Source organism: Pseudoalteromonas sp. UCD-33C, from assembly GCF_001306895.1.
In the GTDB taxonomy this organism is placed as follows: domain Bacteria; phylum Pseudomonadota; class Gammaproteobacteria; order Enterobacterales; family Alteromonadaceae; genus Pseudoalteromonas.
This window is the reverse complement of record NZ_LJTB01000002.1, coordinates 49,673-65,029: the sequence shown is the minus strand read 5'-3', so window position 1 is coordinate 65,029 and position 15,357 is coordinate 49,673. Positions and strand designations below refer to the sequence as shown.

Below are 15,357 nucleotides of genomic sequence, written 5' to 3'. Positions count from 1 at the left end.
TATAGAGTATAGTTTTAATCAGTCAATTGTAAGCGCTTACATTGGCAGGTAAATAAAAAGACCTAACAATGTAAGCGCTTTCATTAGAGTATGTCACGGTTATTAAAACGTCAATAAAATATTAACATTTACTGCAACTTTGTTTTTCGACATATTTCACGAAAATGCAGGCTATATGCGACTAAAAGTGGGGTTAGATAGCAAGATTTAGTACAAAATAATCAATCTGGATTTTGTTAACAAGAAAAACCCACTAACAAAATCTTTGCAACAATCAATCTTCAGTAATGACAATTTCAACTGCGCTTGTGTGCGCCTGTTGATAATACAAGCTACTAGCAAGCACGCGTGCTGCAGTTTTGTAGGTTTCACTTATTTGAGCCTCGTTGTCTGTGGCAATTAAATCGCCCTGCTCCGAGCTTTCACGAATTTCAATGGCCAGCGGAATATTAGCCAGCACTGGTACACCATGACGATGTGCTAATTTTACGGCACCATCTTTACCAAATACATGATTAGGCTTACCACAATGACCACATAAGAAGTAGCTCATGTTTTCAATTAAACCAAGCACAGGTACGTTCACTTTATTGAACATAGCAATGCCCTTTTGCGCATCGGCTAGCGCTAAATCTTGAGGCGTGGTAATGATCACTGCACCACTGGCTGGCACTTTTTGGCTCATGGTTAATTGAATATCGCCCGTACCTGGAGGCATATCAACAATTAGATAATCAAGCTCACCCCAAGCGGTTTCGTTCATTAACTGATTAAGTGCTCCCGATGCCATTGGTCCGCGCCAAACGGTCGCGTCATCACTTGGCACTAAAAAGCCGATCGATTGCGCCTTGAGGTTATGCGCTTCAAAAGGAAGTAAATTTTTATTATCTGCTGTTTTCGGCTCTGCCCCTTGTAGACCTAGAAGCAATGGAATAGACGGGCCATAAATATCAGCATCGAGAATACCCACTTTGGCACCCTCTTGTTCTAAAGCCGAGGCAAGATTCACCGCCGTAGTTGACTTTCCTACGCCGCCCTTACCTGAAGCAACGAGCACAATATGTTTAATTTGCTTAAAACTATATGTGCTAGGTAATTTCACTTTAGCACTAATTGACACAGGCACTGATAGTTTATCAGCGACAAATTTTTCAATCTCAGTGATTTCGCCCACGCCAGCAAAAGGTAGGCTTAGTTTTACCTGCCAGCTTTTATCGCTGTTTTGATTAAGCTCTTCGAGCCAATCTTGCTCAATACCAATGGCAAATGCGCTACTACGGTAGGCGGCTAAGGCTGCAATGATAGGTGCTTTTTCAGCCGATTTACTTGAGAATAGTTTTGACAGTCCAAACATAGCAATAAATTAGCGTTTCTTTGATGAAAAGTGCTGCGGAATTATGTAACATTCAAGGCATTAAAACCAGACAATTAGATAATATCATTGCTTTGAGTTGTCTATGAGCAACTCACAATGAATTAAATAATGATATTCGAGCATATTTGCATCGAACTAATCTCAATTCGGAATGATTATGGCACAGCGAAAGATCCTGATTACTAGCGCATTACCTTATGCCAATGGCCCGACTCACTTAGGTCATTTACTAGAATATATCCAAACTGATATTTGGGCGCGTTTCCAAAAACAACAAGGTCATGAAACCTATTACGTTTGCGCGGATGATGCTCACGGCACACCAATTATGCTTAATGCGCAAAAGCAAGGGATCACGCCAGAAGAGATGGTTAAAAACGTGAGTGTTGAACGTCAACGCGATTTTGCTGATTTCAACATTGAATTTGATAACTATCACAGCACGCACAGTGAAGAAAACCGTCATTTCAGCGAGTTAATCTACAACCGTTTGAATGAAGCGGGTCACATTAAAAAGCATACTATTTCTCAACTTTTCGACCCAGAGAAAGGTATCTTCTTACCAGACCGCTTTGTAACCGGTACTTGCCCAACGTGTAAGTCAGAAGATCAAAACGGTGACAGCTGTGATTCTTGTGGTGCAACTTACAGCCCAACTGAGCTTATCAACCCACGCTCTGTTATGTCGGGTGCTGAGCCAATCTTAAAAGATTCGGAGCATTACTTCTTCGACCTACCTGCTTTTGAAGACATGCTTAAAGAGTGGTTACACTCAGGTACGATTCAACAAGAAATGGCGAACAAGCTTGATGAGTGGTTTGCAGATGGCCTACAGCAGTGGGATATCAGCCGTGACGCACCTTACTTTGGTTTTGAAATCCCAGGTGCACCAGGTAAATACTTCTACGTGTGGTTAGACGCACCTATTGGCTACATGGCGAGCTTTAAAAACCTGTGTGATAAAAAAGGGATTGATTTTGATGCATTTTGGAGCGAAGACTCAGATGCAGAGCTTTACCACTTCATTGGTAAAGACATCATCTACTTCCACAGCTTATTCTGGCCGGCAATGTTAGATGGTGCAAAATTCAGAAAGCCAACAAACGTTTTTGCCCATGGTTTTGTGACTGTGAATGGCGCGAAGATGTCTAAATCAAAAGGCACTTTTGTTAAGGCGCGTACTTACCTTGATAACCTAGATCCTGAATATCTTCGTTATTACTACGCGGCAAAATTAAACAACGGCATCACTGACCTTGATTTAAACCTTGAAGACTTTGCACTACGTGTTAACTCAGACTTAGTAGGTAAAGTAGTTAACATCGCAAGCCGTTGTGCAAGCTTCATCACCAAGAAGTTTGACGGTAAGCTTAGCGACACCGTAATGGACGAAGCACTATTAAGTGAGTTCCAAGCAGCTTCTGCAAGCATCGCAAATCACTATGAAAACCGTGATTACAGCCGTGCAATTCGTGAAATCATGGCACTTGCTGATAAAGCAAACCAATTTATCGACGCTAAAGCGCCTTGGGTATTGATTAAAGACGAAACAAAACAACAAGAAACACACGATGTTTGTTCACTTGGCTTAAATATGTTCCGTATACTTATCACTTACTTAAAACCTGTTCTTCCAGGTATGGCTGCAAACGTTGAAGCCTTCTTAAACGACGGTTTAACATGGCAAGGCGCGCAAACAGCGCTTGTTGGTCACGCAATTAATAAGTTCAAACCGTTAATGCAACGTGTTGAAATGGATAAAGTAAATAAAATGATTGAAGAATCAAAAGAAAGCCTAGTTGCTGAAAAAGACAAGATTGATCCAAACAGCCCACTAGCAAAAGAGCCAATCAGCCCAGAAATCGAATTTGATGATTTTGCGAAAGTTGATTTACGCGTAGCAAAAATTGCTAAAGCAGAACACGTTGAAGGCGCAGATAAGCTATTAAAACTAACCTTAGATTTAGGTGGCGAAACGCGCCAAGTATTCGCAGGTATTAAATCGGCGTATGCACCAGAAGATATCGAAGGCAAGCTAACGGTAATGGTAGCGAACCTTAAGCCTCGTAAGATGCGTTTCGGTATGTCTGAAGGCATGGTATTAGCGGCAGGTCCTGGCGGTAAAGAAATTTATATTCTAAACCCAGATGAAGGCTCAGAGCCTGGCATGCGTGTAATGTAATTACACAATTGCAAGTTAATATAAAAAACCGTTGTGTTTCAGACACAACGGTTTTTTTGTATTTAATGAATGCTTTAGATAATGTTGTTAGCTTATGAGCTTGGGCATGCAGGATACTCAGTCAGTAATTGAGTAATTATTTGCCCAAACTGCTGGTGTTGTTGTTCGGTAATAGCAAAAGCAGCATTGTAAGCTAGGGTATCTGCAAGCTCACCTGTTATGGCTTCATAAAAAGTCATCGCGGTCAGTAAGTGCCCTGCATCTGAAGCATGATTGCCATCTGCACTGTAAAAATTAAGCTCAGGTAATGCAGCGATTGCTTTATCCCAAACTAAGCCGATTGGTGCAACACAACTTGCCTCTTTTTCGCTAATCGACAAATGTAATTGATAGACAAGCTCCCCTTCTTTGCTGTCACCTCGCTGTGGATGCTCAGGAAACAAAATAGGTGTAATTTCCAGCTCTTTTGCACTGGCAATTAAACGCTCAGCCTCACTTGTAGAATAATTAACAGAGCCAGACTGAGAATACTTTTGACCTTGAAAAATAGCATGGCTCCAATTGGCTTGCTGTAGCTTTTCAATATTGCCCGAAGTGTTCACTATTTCATCTAAAAAACGACCACTGATGGTAAGAGTTGAAACTTGAGCGTTGGTTAGCTCACTGGAAATAAGCTGTTCAAGCAAATCCCCTAATCTAGCACTATGGCTATTGCCATAAATAATAATTTTATAGTCAGCACTACCACTGTTATCGACAAGCTCAACACCTGTATCCGGTGTTGAGCTGTTAGTGTCATCAACTTTTGTAGATTCGTTTTTTGAGCTCGAACCACATGCAACCAGACTGATCGAAAAGACGAGTAACAAAAAAGATCGAATTAATCTCGCAAACTTATCATTTATCATACTTTACCTTTTGGCTTATTATTTTTATGTCGTTAATATTGAAACATAAAATTATAAATTGCCAATTTTGTACGATTTTTATCTAGGGTGCTAAGTACAAATCATGCAAGAGTCGCTCTTTTCGAGGTAAGTAATAATCATCATAATCAAGTGACACTATGACTCTTTTAGCTTTGCCTAATAACTCACTGCGAGGCACTAAACCAATCACTCGCGAGTCTGCACTGTGATCGCGATTATCGCCCATCGCTAAATACATATCCTTTGGAATAGCGACAGGGGCAAAATGCTGCATCACCGAGGGCGTTTTTGATACCACAATAGCGTGCTGAACACCGGCAAGGTTTTCAATCAGTGTTTGCTGCTCATGCTCATTATCAGTTAATGCATAATCAAGCTCTTTACCGTTTATGATCAATTTATTATCGACTAAAGTCACTGTATCGCCCGGCACGCCAATAACACGCTTTATTAAACGATTATTTGCAGCCTTAGAATCAAATACAATAATATCACCGGCTTTTGGCTCATCTGTGCGCATTAGCGAAATATGACTAAATGGCACACGCAGATCATAAGCCATTTTATCCGTTAAAATACGGTCCCCTTCAACGATGGTCGGATTCATAGAACCTGTTGGCACTTCATACCAATCAGCCACTGCACTTCTGAACACACTCATCAAGCAGATAAATAAAATCAATGAGCGGTTATTTTTCCATACCTTTAAAAGCCAGTTCATATTCGTTCCTAATTTGTTGTTTGATTCATTAGGAGTCTGTGCGGTAGGAATTAGTTCTCAACTAAATGTAACGAAATACGTCAATGATAAAAATACCATACATGGTGTTAAAAATATTTGACATACCGAGCAATGAGTAGTTTACTTAACACCAAGTCAAATATTTTTTACATGGGGTGGAAGAAAATGAGCTACAAAGAAATGACAATTTGGGGCACCTTGGTGGTAACCATAGGCCTTTTAAGCTATTACCTGTTAGGCATTAATTCACTACAAGCTGCAGGTGATCTTAGCCAAGATACTATGGTGTCTTATTTGTATAAGGTTGTCGTGGTTGCGGTGATCTTAGAGATCATTATGCAATCTGTGCTTGCAGGCATTAAACACAAAGAAGCAGACTTAGGGGATGATGAGCGTGATAAGCTCATTGAGCTAAAAAGCACCAAACTTGGTCACTGGTTCTGCTCTGCAACTATCTTAATGTGTGTATTTTTAGCGACGCAAATTGAGCGCGTATCTGGACGCATGCTGTTACCTGAGGTCTCTGATCTATATAATATTATGCACTTTCTTATTATTGGTTTTTTAGCCAGTGAAATTATTACTATTGCCAGCAAAGCGTATTTATATCGAAGAGACAGCTAGATGACAAAACAGCTCAGTAATACCATTCGGGAACTTCGATTTCATCACAACGAAATGACTCAGCAAGCATTGGCAGAGGCAGTTGGCGTTTCAAGGCAAACTATAGTAGCAATTGAAAAAGGTAAATATTCACCCTCGCTCGAGGTGGCTTTTAAGATTGCTCAACTGTTTGATAAGAAACTAGACGACGTGTTTTCGTATCAGTAATTAACAAAAAAGGTTAGCCAAAGAGCTAACCTTTTTTAAATTCGTATCATTTAATTTTATGACTGCTGATTTTTGAACTGCGCTTTGGCTTGCTCAACTTCATCATCACTGATACCCACTGATTCAGCCGCTTCTTTAATAAGGTGTGGCTGCGTCATCACTAATGCCATCAATTGTTGAAGCTTTTCTGGTGGGATACCTAACTGTTGGACTAGACCCATTGCCATCATTGGGTTTTCCATAAACGCTTGAAACAGCTCACGCACTTTCTCGTCACTTACATTGTGCTCTTTGAGCATTGCAATAATAGGGTTCATATTAACCTTTACTTTTAACTACTAATAAAACCAATAATATGGGCAAATTGATGTTATTCAACTAACATCACCACTTTTCCCGAGTTTTCGTTGTTATCTAAAATACGGTGAGCCTCATTCGCTTCTTGCCAATTTAAGGTTTTATAGATATTGCAATCGAACAGCCCGTTGGCCAAGTCATCATAAAAGCGCGAAATAAACTGCTCTTTTAAATGACGTTTAAACTCAATTGAACGATTACGCAAAGTTGATGCATGAAAGGAAATACGTTTGCTAAGCAGCCTTGCAAAGTCAACCTCAGCAAAGCGCGCATCTAAAAAGGCTAACATCACAATTTGGCAATCCATTGCTGCAACGGCAGCATTTTTATTTAAATAGCTTCCTGAGACAGGATCAACAATGGTATTGGCCTGTAAATTATTGGCTTTGAAGTACTCTACAAAATCAGTGGTTTTATAATTAATGGTGTGATCTGCACCAAGCTGTTTGGCATGCTCACACTTTTCATCACTACCTGCGGTGATCACCACTTGAGCGCCTGCGCGTTTTGCCATTTGAATTGCCGCCCCACCGACACCACTAGCTCCCGCATGGATCAGTGCCGTCTGCCCCGCTTTGAGCTGACCAAATTGAAATAAGGCAGAAAAAGCCGTTAAGTATACTTCACTGATAGCAGCGCCTTGGGCCATTGTCATTTCATCTGGTAACGGCATTACTTGTGCAGCATCAACTGCAACATACTCGCTGTAAGCACCGCCTGCACACAAGGCAAAAACGCGTTTATTAAGCCAATCTCCCGATACTGCACTGCCTTGCTCAACAATGGTACCGGCGCATTCTAACCCTAGAATTTCACTGTCACCTTTGGGCGCAGGATATTTACCTTGTCGCTGTAAACAATCTGCCCGATTAACGCCGATTGCTGCAACAGCAATAAGAACTTCGTTATCTTTTAGGGCTGGTTTATCTGTTTGCGCAAAATGTAACTGTGAGTCTTCGTGCTTAATATAACGCATATCACCTTCTATTTAATTCGTTGCCAGATCTCAGCTTCGACTAATTTGCCATTTTCATACAAGGTGTGGTGCCACAAGTCACCTTTTATTTTGTAATCAAATGCCATGGTCTTACCAAGTAGTGAAGGAACATTACCATAGGAAAAAGTTTCGATAAATTGCTGGTCTTGCAAAACATATTTGCCGCCACCAGCATAATGAAAGTTGCCTTGTTTTTGGGTGATATAGCTAAAATGACTGGGTGTAATCAGTTTAACAGAGGTAATTTCTGGCGCTTTTGCCGTCACATAGCCGTCATTGGTTGCATATTTGCCTTCAACAAATTGCCAGCTACCTAATAACGGATTGGCGCTTACCATAGACGAAATAAATAAACTCGATAATAACAGTGTGTTTTTCATAGTGCGTTCCTTAGCAATTTTTTCAATAGCATACGCTAACACTATGTTCCTATTAAACAGTTATAGGTTGAGATTTTTTCATTTGAGCTCTCATCGACGAAAAGCGCCAAGACTGCTTATAAGGATAAACGTCAAGCAATTGCCCATCGTTTATCGCAGTTTGTAATTGCTGCCACATCGTGGCAGTGAAAATATCTTGATGTGCAGCATTGAAGTGATCAAACGCTCGCTTATTAGCGCTAAAAAATACTTTAAACTGGCTCGGAAATACGTCGTTTTCTGCGATATCAAAGTAGCTTTCGCTGCTGAGCTCATCTAATGAGTCATCGGTTTTTGGCAGCTCTCTAAATTGACACTCTGTCATCGGACAAATTTCATCGTAGTCATAAAACACCACTCTTCCCCAACGGGTTACACCAAAGTTTTTCATCAGCATATCACCGGGGAAAATATTAGCCCCCGCAAGCTCTTTTATCGCTTTACCGTAATCAACCATTACTTGCTGCAGTTTTCGCTCATCACAGTCGTTTATATACAAATTAAGCGGCGTCATTTTTCGCTCTACATAAACATGGCGCAAAATAAGTGCATTACCCGAGATCACTAAGCTATCGCCAATTTGCTGCTGCATTATTTGTATAAGCTCATCACTAAATCGGCTTAAATCAAACGCTAAATAACGAAATTCGTGGGTATCAACTAGCCGGCCTACTCGGTCGGCTTGTTTAACAAAGTCGTACTTAGCCATTACTTGTTGTTTGGTGGCCGTTTTTGGCGCACTAAATTTATCCTTTATTACCTTGTACACATAATCTGAGCCTGGGGTGGTAAATACCAGCATCACCATGCCCGGCGTACCCGGCGCAAGTGTGTATTTATCGTCAACGGGGCTATTACGGGTGGTATCAACTTTATAACGATAAAACTCGGTTTTCGCGTGTTTGATAAAGCCTATGGCATTAAACAGCTCAAAACGTTGCTTATGAGGCATTAAAACACTGAGGTAATCAACATATCGGGCGGGTTGGTCAGTGTCGACCATAAAATAAGTACGCGCAAAGCCAAACAACAAGCTGAGTTGATCAGCTCCCATCATCACAGCATCAATGTGAAGACCTTTTTCACTGTTTAATAGCGCAATCGCAAATGGCATGTTATCGCCATTTTTAGCAATACAACGACCTATGATGTAGCACGCTTTATTTCTGAAAAACAATGAATTAGCGTATTCAATATAGCCATCGTTGAGAGCAAGCAGCTCATAAACTTGTGGGCATTGTTGTTTCGCTCCAGCAATCAAGGTACGCTGTAACATGGCAATATCATCAGTAAAATCAGCGTATTGTGACCGAAATACATGGCGCTTGATCAAGCTACTAATCGCACTTTCAAAGCCATTTTGCAGGGAAATGCGGCTAACCAATGAATCAAAGGGTCTTGGCCCCAGTTGATATCGTGCTTTTAGTACAAACAAGTGCACATTGCGGATTTTTCGTGAGTCCCAAATTGCACCGAAGGTTGAGTTAAAAAAGGTATGAGCAATAGGCTGGTTTTCATGGCTTTGCACCATTTCTGCGTATATTTGTTTGGCTAATAACCAAAGCGCTGGGTCGTCTACTTCGCTATAAGCAATAATTTTTACCGCTTGGCTTACCTTTTTTACTTGCCCTTCGTAAACTTGCAATCGCGATTTCATAGCCCCTTGAACTTGATGCCACTGGCGCTGTTCAAAACGACTTTGTGCACCGAGGGTAATATTTAAAAACTCTGCAAACATAGCCTCAAAGCCAGCATACACCGCACGGGCAAGCTTAGTCGCTACGACCTGATTTAACTGTTCGCTGTGTGATTTAACAGCCAAACTTGAACTTTGCTGTGGCATTATTTTTATCGCTTATGCTGATTATTTTAGTCGCCTTGTTTACACACAATAGCAAGCGCGCTTTAATTTAGGTAATTAATAAAGATAATAAATAAGATTGATCAAATGAATATTAGGCACGTCGACCTCAACCTATTAGTGTATTTAAATGTCCTCATTGACGAACAAAGTGTGTCTAAAGCCGCCAATAAACTAGCTTTGACTCAACCTGCAATGAGTAATGCCCTTAAACGTTTGCGTGATTTATTTGATGATCCATTATTAGTGAGAGCCGCTGGCACAATGACGCCAACGGCAAAAGCGCTCAGCCTTAAACCTGAAATAGAATCACTGTTAAAAATGGCTGAGGAAATTACTCAGCCAAGTGAGGTATTCGACCCGAGCACCGCGAATATTACGTTTCGGATCATGGCAAACGACTATCTTGAATCAACGCTTATTGCGCCGTTTATCACCCAGCAGCTAGCAAAAAATCCGGGGCTTAATTTTGATATTTTGAGCCCAAGCGATGTTAACCTTCAAGATATGGAAAAAGGCACCATCGACCTTGCCATTAATCGCTTTAACGGCCTGCCCCGCTCATTCCACCAGGCAAGTGTGTGGCGCGACAATTACTGCTGCTTAACACACCCAGACAACTCTTACTTACAACAGCAAAACCTTGAAGGCTACCTTGCTCAAGAACACATTTGGGTGAATCGGGCTGGTTGGGGCGTAGAAGCGGCAGTAACAAATAAATCAGGCAGCCAAAAACTCGGCTGGGTCGATGAGGCATTATGGCAACTAGAACAAACCCGCAATATTCGCGTATTCACCCGCCATTACATGGTGGCGAGCCTACTTTGCCAATCACCTCAACTCATAGCAACATTGCCCCGTCGCCAAGCCATGTTACTCGCAAAACACACTGATTTGGTAATAAGTCCAGTGCCATTTCAAATCGTGCCTATTGAAGTAAAAATGTTATGGAGCCCTTTGCTACACCACGCAAACCCGCACCAATGGCTGCGCAGAGAGCTACTTGCCTTTGCCAGTACGGTGGCTGATCGCTAAAAACAACACAATATTGATTAAATCAATATCAGTTATTGAAAACAACAATTTCATAAATAATGAGTGAAGGGCTAGAGTGAAGTTAAGCACATAAACAAAGAGAAAATGATTATGGAAACTTCAGCGCAATTCACTCAACAGGACGGCCTTTACATCAATGGTCAATTACACTCATTCATCGAGCAGCAGCTTTGTAAAAAAAGCGATTTAGCCTGCGATGAGATTTACCAAACACTGGCAACAATGGTTGATGAGTTTGGTTGCCAATGCCGTAAAACCAAACATCAAGATGATGATGTTCTACAAGCAGAGACACTGTTAAAAGCGTATAGCACAGTACGTACTCACCCGCATTGTCATGTTGATGCACAAACAACAACTGCAGTGTTAGATGAATACTGCTGCCAAGTACCAGCAATTTTAGTGGTTGCGTTAATGGATACATTAACAGGCATGACAAGCAACGAACCTGGTGCAGAGCACATTTACCAACGTGCAGCACAGTTAACAGGTAAACCATGTGTCTACGCAGTTAAAAGCGCCAATGCCGCTTAATATGGTTCATTATTTGAGTTACTTATTCGCGCGATGATGCTTGTTGCAAAATCACTGCAACTAAGCATCGTCGCATCGGCTACTAGGTTAGCCAAATCAAACGTCATTTCATTTGCGCTAAGCGTCTGCTCTAGGGCTTTTTCTATTTTATTCGCCGCTTCGTGCCAGCCCATAAAACGTAGCATCATAACCGCACTTAAAATACTGCTTGTTGGATTTGCACTGTCTTCCCCGGCTATGCGATTAAATGTGCCATGAGTCGGTTCAAAAAAGGCCACTTCATTATTTAAGTTTGCCGCAGGCATAATACCTACCCCACCGACTTGTGCGGTTAGCATATCAGCTAAGTAATCGCCGTTTTGATTGGTTGTTACCACCACATCAAATTGCTCTGGGGTGAGCAGCGCTTGTTGTAGCATGTTATCGGCAATGACTTCTTTGATAATTAAATCATCTTGCTCGTCACGTTTGATCACTAACCAACGACCATTTTCATGCGCTACAGCGTTAAACTCTTGCTCTGCTAGGGCAAATGCCCAGCGTTTAAAGGCGCCATCGGTAAATTTAAGTACATTGCCTTTGTGCACCACAGTCAGTGATTCACTGTGCTCTTTGAGGGCAAAGTTTAGGGCGTAACGCATTAGTCGCTCTGCCGCCTCTTTCGAGCTATTTTTAATACCAATACCGCATTGGTTATCAAAACGAAGTCGGGTGACACCCATTTCTTGGCACAGAAAATCAAGCATACGCTCGTTATCGATACTGCCAGCCTGCCACTCAATGCCTGAGTAAACATCTTCAGAGCTGTCGCGTATTACTGTGATTTGAGTTTTTTCAGGCTCTTTTAAGGGGGATGGTAAATGCGGATAACTGCGAATAGGCCGCATGTTAACGAATAAATCCATCTCATGACGAAGGGCCACATTTAAAGAGCGAAAACCACCGCCGAGGGGGGTTGTTAATGGCCCTTTTATGGCAATTTTATACTGCCTAACCGCATGCAGGGTTTCTTGCGGGAACCAGTCGCCATCGTATAGCGCAGCTGCTTTTTCGCCATTGAACACTTCCATCCAATGTATTTGTTTATCGCCTTGATAAGCATGTTTCACCGCAGCGTCGACAATATCACGCATCACCGGACTTATATCTTGACCCACACCATCGCCTTCAATATAAGCTATAACCGGGTTATCAGGAATATGCCATTGGCCCTTACTATTAATCGTAATTTGCGCGCCATTCGAGGGTACTGAAATATGTTGATACTGCATCATGCCTTCCCAGCAAGGTGTTTTAACAATATTAATATCAAGAAATAGCGAATTTGTCTGTGCTTACAAAGAAATAGCCGCTATTCAAGCAATCAATGCGTTACCTTGGTTATTTCGTCTTGCATAGCACAAAATAAGGAAGCAATAAGCTGCGTATCGAGCGTGACGGTATCTTTTTTAAGCGCAGTATCTACTGCCACGGCTTTAACATAGAGCATTTCACATTCGAACATGTTCGCAGCGCCTTTGAGCATATGAACATTTCTGCTTAAGCCATCTATATCCATATTTTTGTATTGCTCGCGCATTTCTCTATATTGTTCTTCAAGACCTTTTATGTAGTCATCTTTCAGCGCCTGAAATTCTTTTTCAGGTAATTTGATATCGGCTAACTCATCGCAATCTAAGTAACTGGCAATTTTATGGCTAAACGCGTTTCTATCAATTGGTTTAGCGATTAAATCATTAAAGCCTTGCTTCATATAACGGGCAATTTCATGCTTCATGGTATTCGCTGTCAGTGCAATGATTGGCGCACTCACTCCCGTTGCTTGCATCATTTTTAATGCTTCTTGACCGTCCATAATCGGCATTTGAATATCGAGTAAAATAAGGTCAAAGCTGTCTTCGAGGGTTGCTTGCACTGCGTCTTTACCATTTTCAACGGTGGTCACTGTCAGCCCCATACGCTCTAATATTCGCGCAATTAAACGTCGGTTGTCTGGGTGGTCTTCGGCAAGTAATACTCTGCCCTTTAAGTTCTCTGGTGCATCAAGCTTACTAAACGGTGAGGTTTCAACGAGCTTCACTTCGCTCATATCATTGAGCCAACGTGTGTTATCTGTGGTATACACCGACATGGTGAAAATAAACTCACTGCCAGAGCCAACATTACTTTTAACGCTGATATCCCCATCCAATTTCTGCGCAAGGCTCTTTGAAATATTAAGGCCAAGACCCGTGCCACCATATTGCCTAGAAATACTTGAATCCGCTTGATAAAAGGCACTAAACAGGGCTTGTTGCTCTTTGTCTGTCATGCCAATACCGGTGTCTTTTACGCTTATCGACAACTTATCGTTATGACAGCTCACCGTTAAAGTTATACGCCCGACTTGAGTGAACTTAAGGGCGTTGGTTGTTAGGTTTAATAAAATTTGCCTTAAACGACTCGGATCGGTAATTAGGTAGTCTGGCAACGGGAACTGATAATCAACACTGAACTTTAAGCCCTTATCACGGATTTGCTTGCCAATAAGTGACTCAATATTGGCAATCGTGGCAAACAAGTCTGTTTCGACTAAATCTATTTCTAGCTTGTTGGCTTCAATCTTCGACATATCGAGAATATCGTTTATTAATCCAAGAACATGGCGGCTATTTTGCAATATAACTCCAATCCCATGGTTGCGCTCATGAGGCTTAATGTCCCCGAGCATAATGCCATCTGCATAGCCAATAATTGATGTCATTGGGGTACGAATTTCATGACTGATATTCGCTAAAAAGCGGCTTTTAGCTTCATTCGCATCGCGAAGCTCAGAGGCAAGTTCTTCAAGCTCCAAAGTTCTTAGATGTACTTTTTCTTCTAAATTTTTGTTGAGCTCTACGTTGTCATCGTGAAGCAGCCTAAACTTATCGGCCACAGCAAACGCCAGCAACATGGCGTCCATGGCTGTGCCTATCAAACCCAATAAATATAAATTAATGGAGGTAGCTGGCAGCAAGCCTAAATTAGTTAAATTACCGACCATATTCGGTAGCATCATGGCAATGTAAGCCAGCACAAAATAGCGTGCTGGCTTAAAGCCAATGAGCATACAGCGAATACCTATGTATAAGCCTAAACATAAAGCAACACCCGTTACTAACGTTGACCAATAAAAACCAAAGCTTGGCCATAAAATACAAAACGGAATACCCAGAGTAGCGATTACACCCACCGTCAGGGATAATTGCGCCAGTTTGGGAAATGTCTCTTTAAGTTTGAGTAAGTTGTTGTAAAACAGAATATTGGTTAAGGGTGTGAGGGCAAAGCCGAGCCAATGAAGATGAGGATTATAGTAACCAAACAGCTGATCAGAAATATGGAAAAAATGGCTCCAAGCAAACACCCAGGATGCAGTAAATAGCGCGTAGTAAAGGTGTGTGACATCACGAGAAACCAAGTAAATTAATAAATTATATAAACCAAGTGCAATGCCCACCCCAAAGCACAGCATCATGATCATATTTTCAATGGTTATGTTTTGAAAATAATCTTGATAAGGCGTTAATACCAGCTTTGCGGGAGTATAAAAGTAGTCACTCTCAAAATAAGTGATAAGCATATAGTGCTTACCTTTTTCAAGAGATAAGCGATTACCATAGTGAAAAGCAAATTGATTCGGCTCGACCCCACCGGTTACAAAGTGCTGTATCGGGGCAGTTGGATCAGTTATATCGTAAATGCGGCTTTCTATTTTCGAAACCAAGGTGTTATACGGATAGAGAACTAAATCTTCGATATTACTTTGATTTTCAATTTCAACAATTAACCAATAGCTACCGCCGACAGAACTTATTCGAGATTGCGGTTTTTTGCTGGCTCGCCAAGCATAAATCGCAGCCACCGATTGCGGAAACATATTATCGTTTGCCGTAAACACTTCACCGACATCATGAAGATTTTGCTCAGCTACAGCGTCGGTATAGACAAACGTATCTTGTGCATTAGCCGAAACACTTAATAAAACCACAAACAGCAGAGTGCTAAAATACAGCTTTAACCGCATTCACAAAACCCCTGTACCATCGTGGAGTT

14 protein-coding genes are annotated in these 15,357 nt (G+C 41.4%); 5 read left to right on the top strand and 9 right to left on the bottom strand.

Annotated features, from left to right (window positions below; translation table 11 throughout):
- Positions 1 to 274 precede the first annotated feature (274 nt).
- Entirely contained in the window at positions 275 to 1,354 is a 1,080-nt protein-coding gene (gene apbC / locus AOG26_RS03495; protein WP_054561253.1) for an iron-sulfur cluster carrier protein ApbC, read from the bottom strand.
- Between the two features lie 178 nt (positions 1,355 to 1,532).
- Between apbC and metG the strand changes: the two genes are divergently transcribed.
- Positions 1,533 to 3,557: a methionine--tRNA ligase gene (gene metG / locus AOG26_RS03490; RefSeq protein ID WP_054561252.1), complete on the top strand. Its 2,025-nt coding sequence runs from the start codon at positions 1,533 to 1,535 to the stop codon at positions 3,555 to 3,557.
- A gap of 92 nt (positions 3,558 to 3,649) precedes the next feature.
- On the opposite strand, the gene AOG26_RS03485 is transcribed toward metG, so the two are convergent.
- Positions 3,650 to 4,465, bottom strand: a complete 816-nt coding sequence (locus tag AOG26_RS03485) for a hypothetical protein (RefSeq protein ID WP_054561251.1) — start codon at positions 4,463 to 4,465, stop codon at positions 3,650 to 3,652.
- Between the two features lie 82 nt (positions 4,466 to 4,547).
- The gene (lepB, locus tag AOG26_RS03480) at positions 4,548 to 5,207 is read right to left on the bottom strand and encodes a signal peptidase I (RefSeq protein ID WP_054561250.1); all 660 of its coding nucleotides are present in this window, start codon (positions 5,205 to 5,207) and stop codon (positions 4,548 to 4,550) included.
- 186 nt (positions 5,208 to 5,393) lie between these two features.
- Between lepB and AOG26_RS03475 the strand changes: the two genes are divergently transcribed.
- On the top strand, positions 5,394 to 5,852 hold the full coding sequence (locus AOG26_RS03475; RefSeq protein ID WP_054561249.1) for a hypothetical protein: 459 nt from the start codon (positions 5,394 to 5,396) through the stop codon (positions 5,850 to 5,852).
- A complete protein-coding gene (locus AOG26_RS03470) occupies positions 5,853 to 6,059 on the top strand; it encodes a helix-turn-helix transcriptional regulator (RefSeq protein ID WP_054552938.1) in 207 nt (68 codons plus the stop codon).
- A gap of 56 nt (positions 6,060 to 6,115) precedes the next feature.
- Here the strand turns inward: AOG26_RS03470 and AOG26_RS03465 are convergent, their stop codons facing one another.
- The 4 genes from AOG26_RS03465 to aceK are packed head-to-tail and all read right to left on the bottom strand — an operon-like array spanning position 6,116 to position 9,675.
- Complete coding sequence (locus AOG26_RS03465) at positions 6,116 to 6,376, bottom strand: DUF2999 family protein (protein WP_054561248.1); 261 nt, start codon at positions 6,374 to 6,376, stop codon at positions 6,116 to 6,118.
- 53 nt (positions 6,377 to 6,429) lie between these two features.
- On the bottom strand, positions 6,430 to 7,392 hold the full coding sequence (locus AOG26_RS03460; protein ID WP_054561247.1) for a zinc-binding dehydrogenase: 963 nt from the start codon (positions 7,390 to 7,392) through the stop codon (positions 6,430 to 6,432).
- Between the two features lie 8 nt (positions 7,393 to 7,400).
- Positions 7,401 to 7,793: a hypothetical protein gene (locus tag AOG26_RS03455; protein WP_054561986.1), complete on the bottom strand. Its 393-nt coding sequence runs from the start codon at positions 7,791 to 7,793 to the stop codon at positions 7,401 to 7,403.
- A 52-nt stretch (positions 7,794 to 7,845) separates the two neighbouring features.
- Complete coding sequence (aceK, locus tag AOG26_RS03450) at positions 7,846 to 9,675, bottom strand: bifunctional isocitrate dehydrogenase kinase/phosphatase (protein WP_054561246.1); 1,830 nt, start codon at positions 9,673 to 9,675, stop codon at positions 7,846 to 7,848.
- 105 nt (positions 9,676 to 9,780) lie between these two features.
- On the opposite strand from aceK, the gene AOG26_RS03445 reads away from it, so the two are divergent.
- Positions 9,781 to 10,728: a LysR family transcriptional regulator gene (locus AOG26_RS03445; RefSeq protein ID WP_054561245.1), complete on the top strand. Its 948-nt coding sequence runs from the start codon at positions 9,781 to 9,783 to the stop codon at positions 10,726 to 10,728.
- A gap of 111 nt (positions 10,729 to 10,839) precedes the next feature.
- On the top strand, positions 10,840 to 11,283 hold the full coding sequence (locus AOG26_RS03440) for a hypothetical protein (protein ID WP_054561244.1): 444 nt from the start codon (positions 10,840 to 10,842) through the stop codon (positions 11,281 to 11,283).
- On the opposite strand, the gene icd is transcribed toward AOG26_RS03440, so the two are convergent.
- Both icd and AOG26_RS03430 read right to left on the bottom strand, forming a co-directional pair.
- Positions 11,280 to 12,554 (bottom strand): NADP-dependent isocitrate dehydrogenase, encoded by a 1,275-nt coding sequence (icd, locus tag AOG26_RS03435; RefSeq protein WP_054561243.1) that lies wholly within the window; start codon positions 12,552 to 12,554, stop codon positions 11,280 to 11,282. The genes AOG26_RS03440 and icd overlap by 4 nt on opposite strands.
- Before the next feature lie 92 nt (positions 12,555 to 12,646).
- On the bottom strand, positions 12,647 to 15,328 hold the full coding sequence (locus tag AOG26_RS03430; protein ID WP_054561242.1) for a 7TM diverse intracellular signaling domain-containing protein: 2,682 nt from the start codon (positions 15,326 to 15,328) through the stop codon (positions 12,647 to 12,649).
- Between the last annotated feature and the right edge of the window lie 29 nt (positions 15,329 to 15,357).

Bases quoted from the DNA above. Each gene is read 5' to 3' on its own strand.
- AOG26_RS03455 (WP_054561986.1), bottom strand. From the start codon at position 7,793: ATGAAAAACACACTGTTATTATCGAGTTTATTTATTTCGTCTATGGTA.
- AOG26_RS03445 (WP_054561245.1), top strand. From the start codon at position 9,781: ATGAATATTAGGCACGTCGACCTCAACCTATTAGTGTATTTAAATGTC.
- apbC (WP_054561253.1), bottom strand. From the start codon at position 1,354: ATGTTTGGACTGTCAAAACTATTCTCAAGTAAATCGGCTGAAAAAGCA.
- lepB (WP_054561250.1), bottom strand. From the start codon at position 5,207: ATGAACTGGCTTTTAAAGGTATGGAAAAATAACCGCTCATTGATTTTA.
- icd (WP_054561243.1), bottom strand. From the start codon at position 12,554: ATGCAGTATCAACATATTTCAGTACCCTCGAATGGCGCGCAAATTACG.
- AOG26_RS03430 (WP_054561242.1), bottom strand. From the start codon at position 15,328: ATGCGGTTAAAGCTGTATTTTAGCACTCTGCTGTTTGTGGTTTTATTA.
- AOG26_RS03460 (WP_054561247.1), bottom strand. From the start codon at position 7,392: ATGCGTTATATTAAGCACGAAGACTCACAGTTACATTTTGCGCAAACA.
- AOG26_RS03485 (WP_054561251.1), bottom strand. From the start codon at position 4,465: ATGATAAATGATAAGTTTGCGAGATTAATTCGATCTTTTTTGTTACTC.
- aceK (WP_054561246.1), bottom strand. From the start codon at position 9,675: ATGCCACAGCAAAGTTCAAGTTTGGCTGTTAAATCACACAGCGAACAG.
- AOG26_RS03465 (WP_054561248.1), bottom strand. From the start codon at position 6,376: ATGAACCCTATTATTGCAATGCTCAAAGAGCACAATGTAAGTGACGAG.
- metG (WP_054561252.1), top strand. From the start codon at position 1,533: ATGGCACAGCGAAAGATCCTGATTACTAGCGCATTACCTTATGCCAAT.
- AOG26_RS03475 (WP_054561249.1), top strand. From the start codon at position 5,394: ATGAGCTACAAAGAAATGACAATTTGGGGCACCTTGGTGGTAACCATA.
- AOG26_RS03470 (WP_054552938.1), top strand. From the start codon at position 5,853: ATGACAAAACAGCTCAGTAATACCATTCGGGAACTTCGATTTCATCAC.
- AOG26_RS03440 (WP_054561244.1), top strand. From the start codon at position 10,840: ATGGAAACTTCAGCGCAATTCACTCAACAGGACGGCCTTTACATCAAT.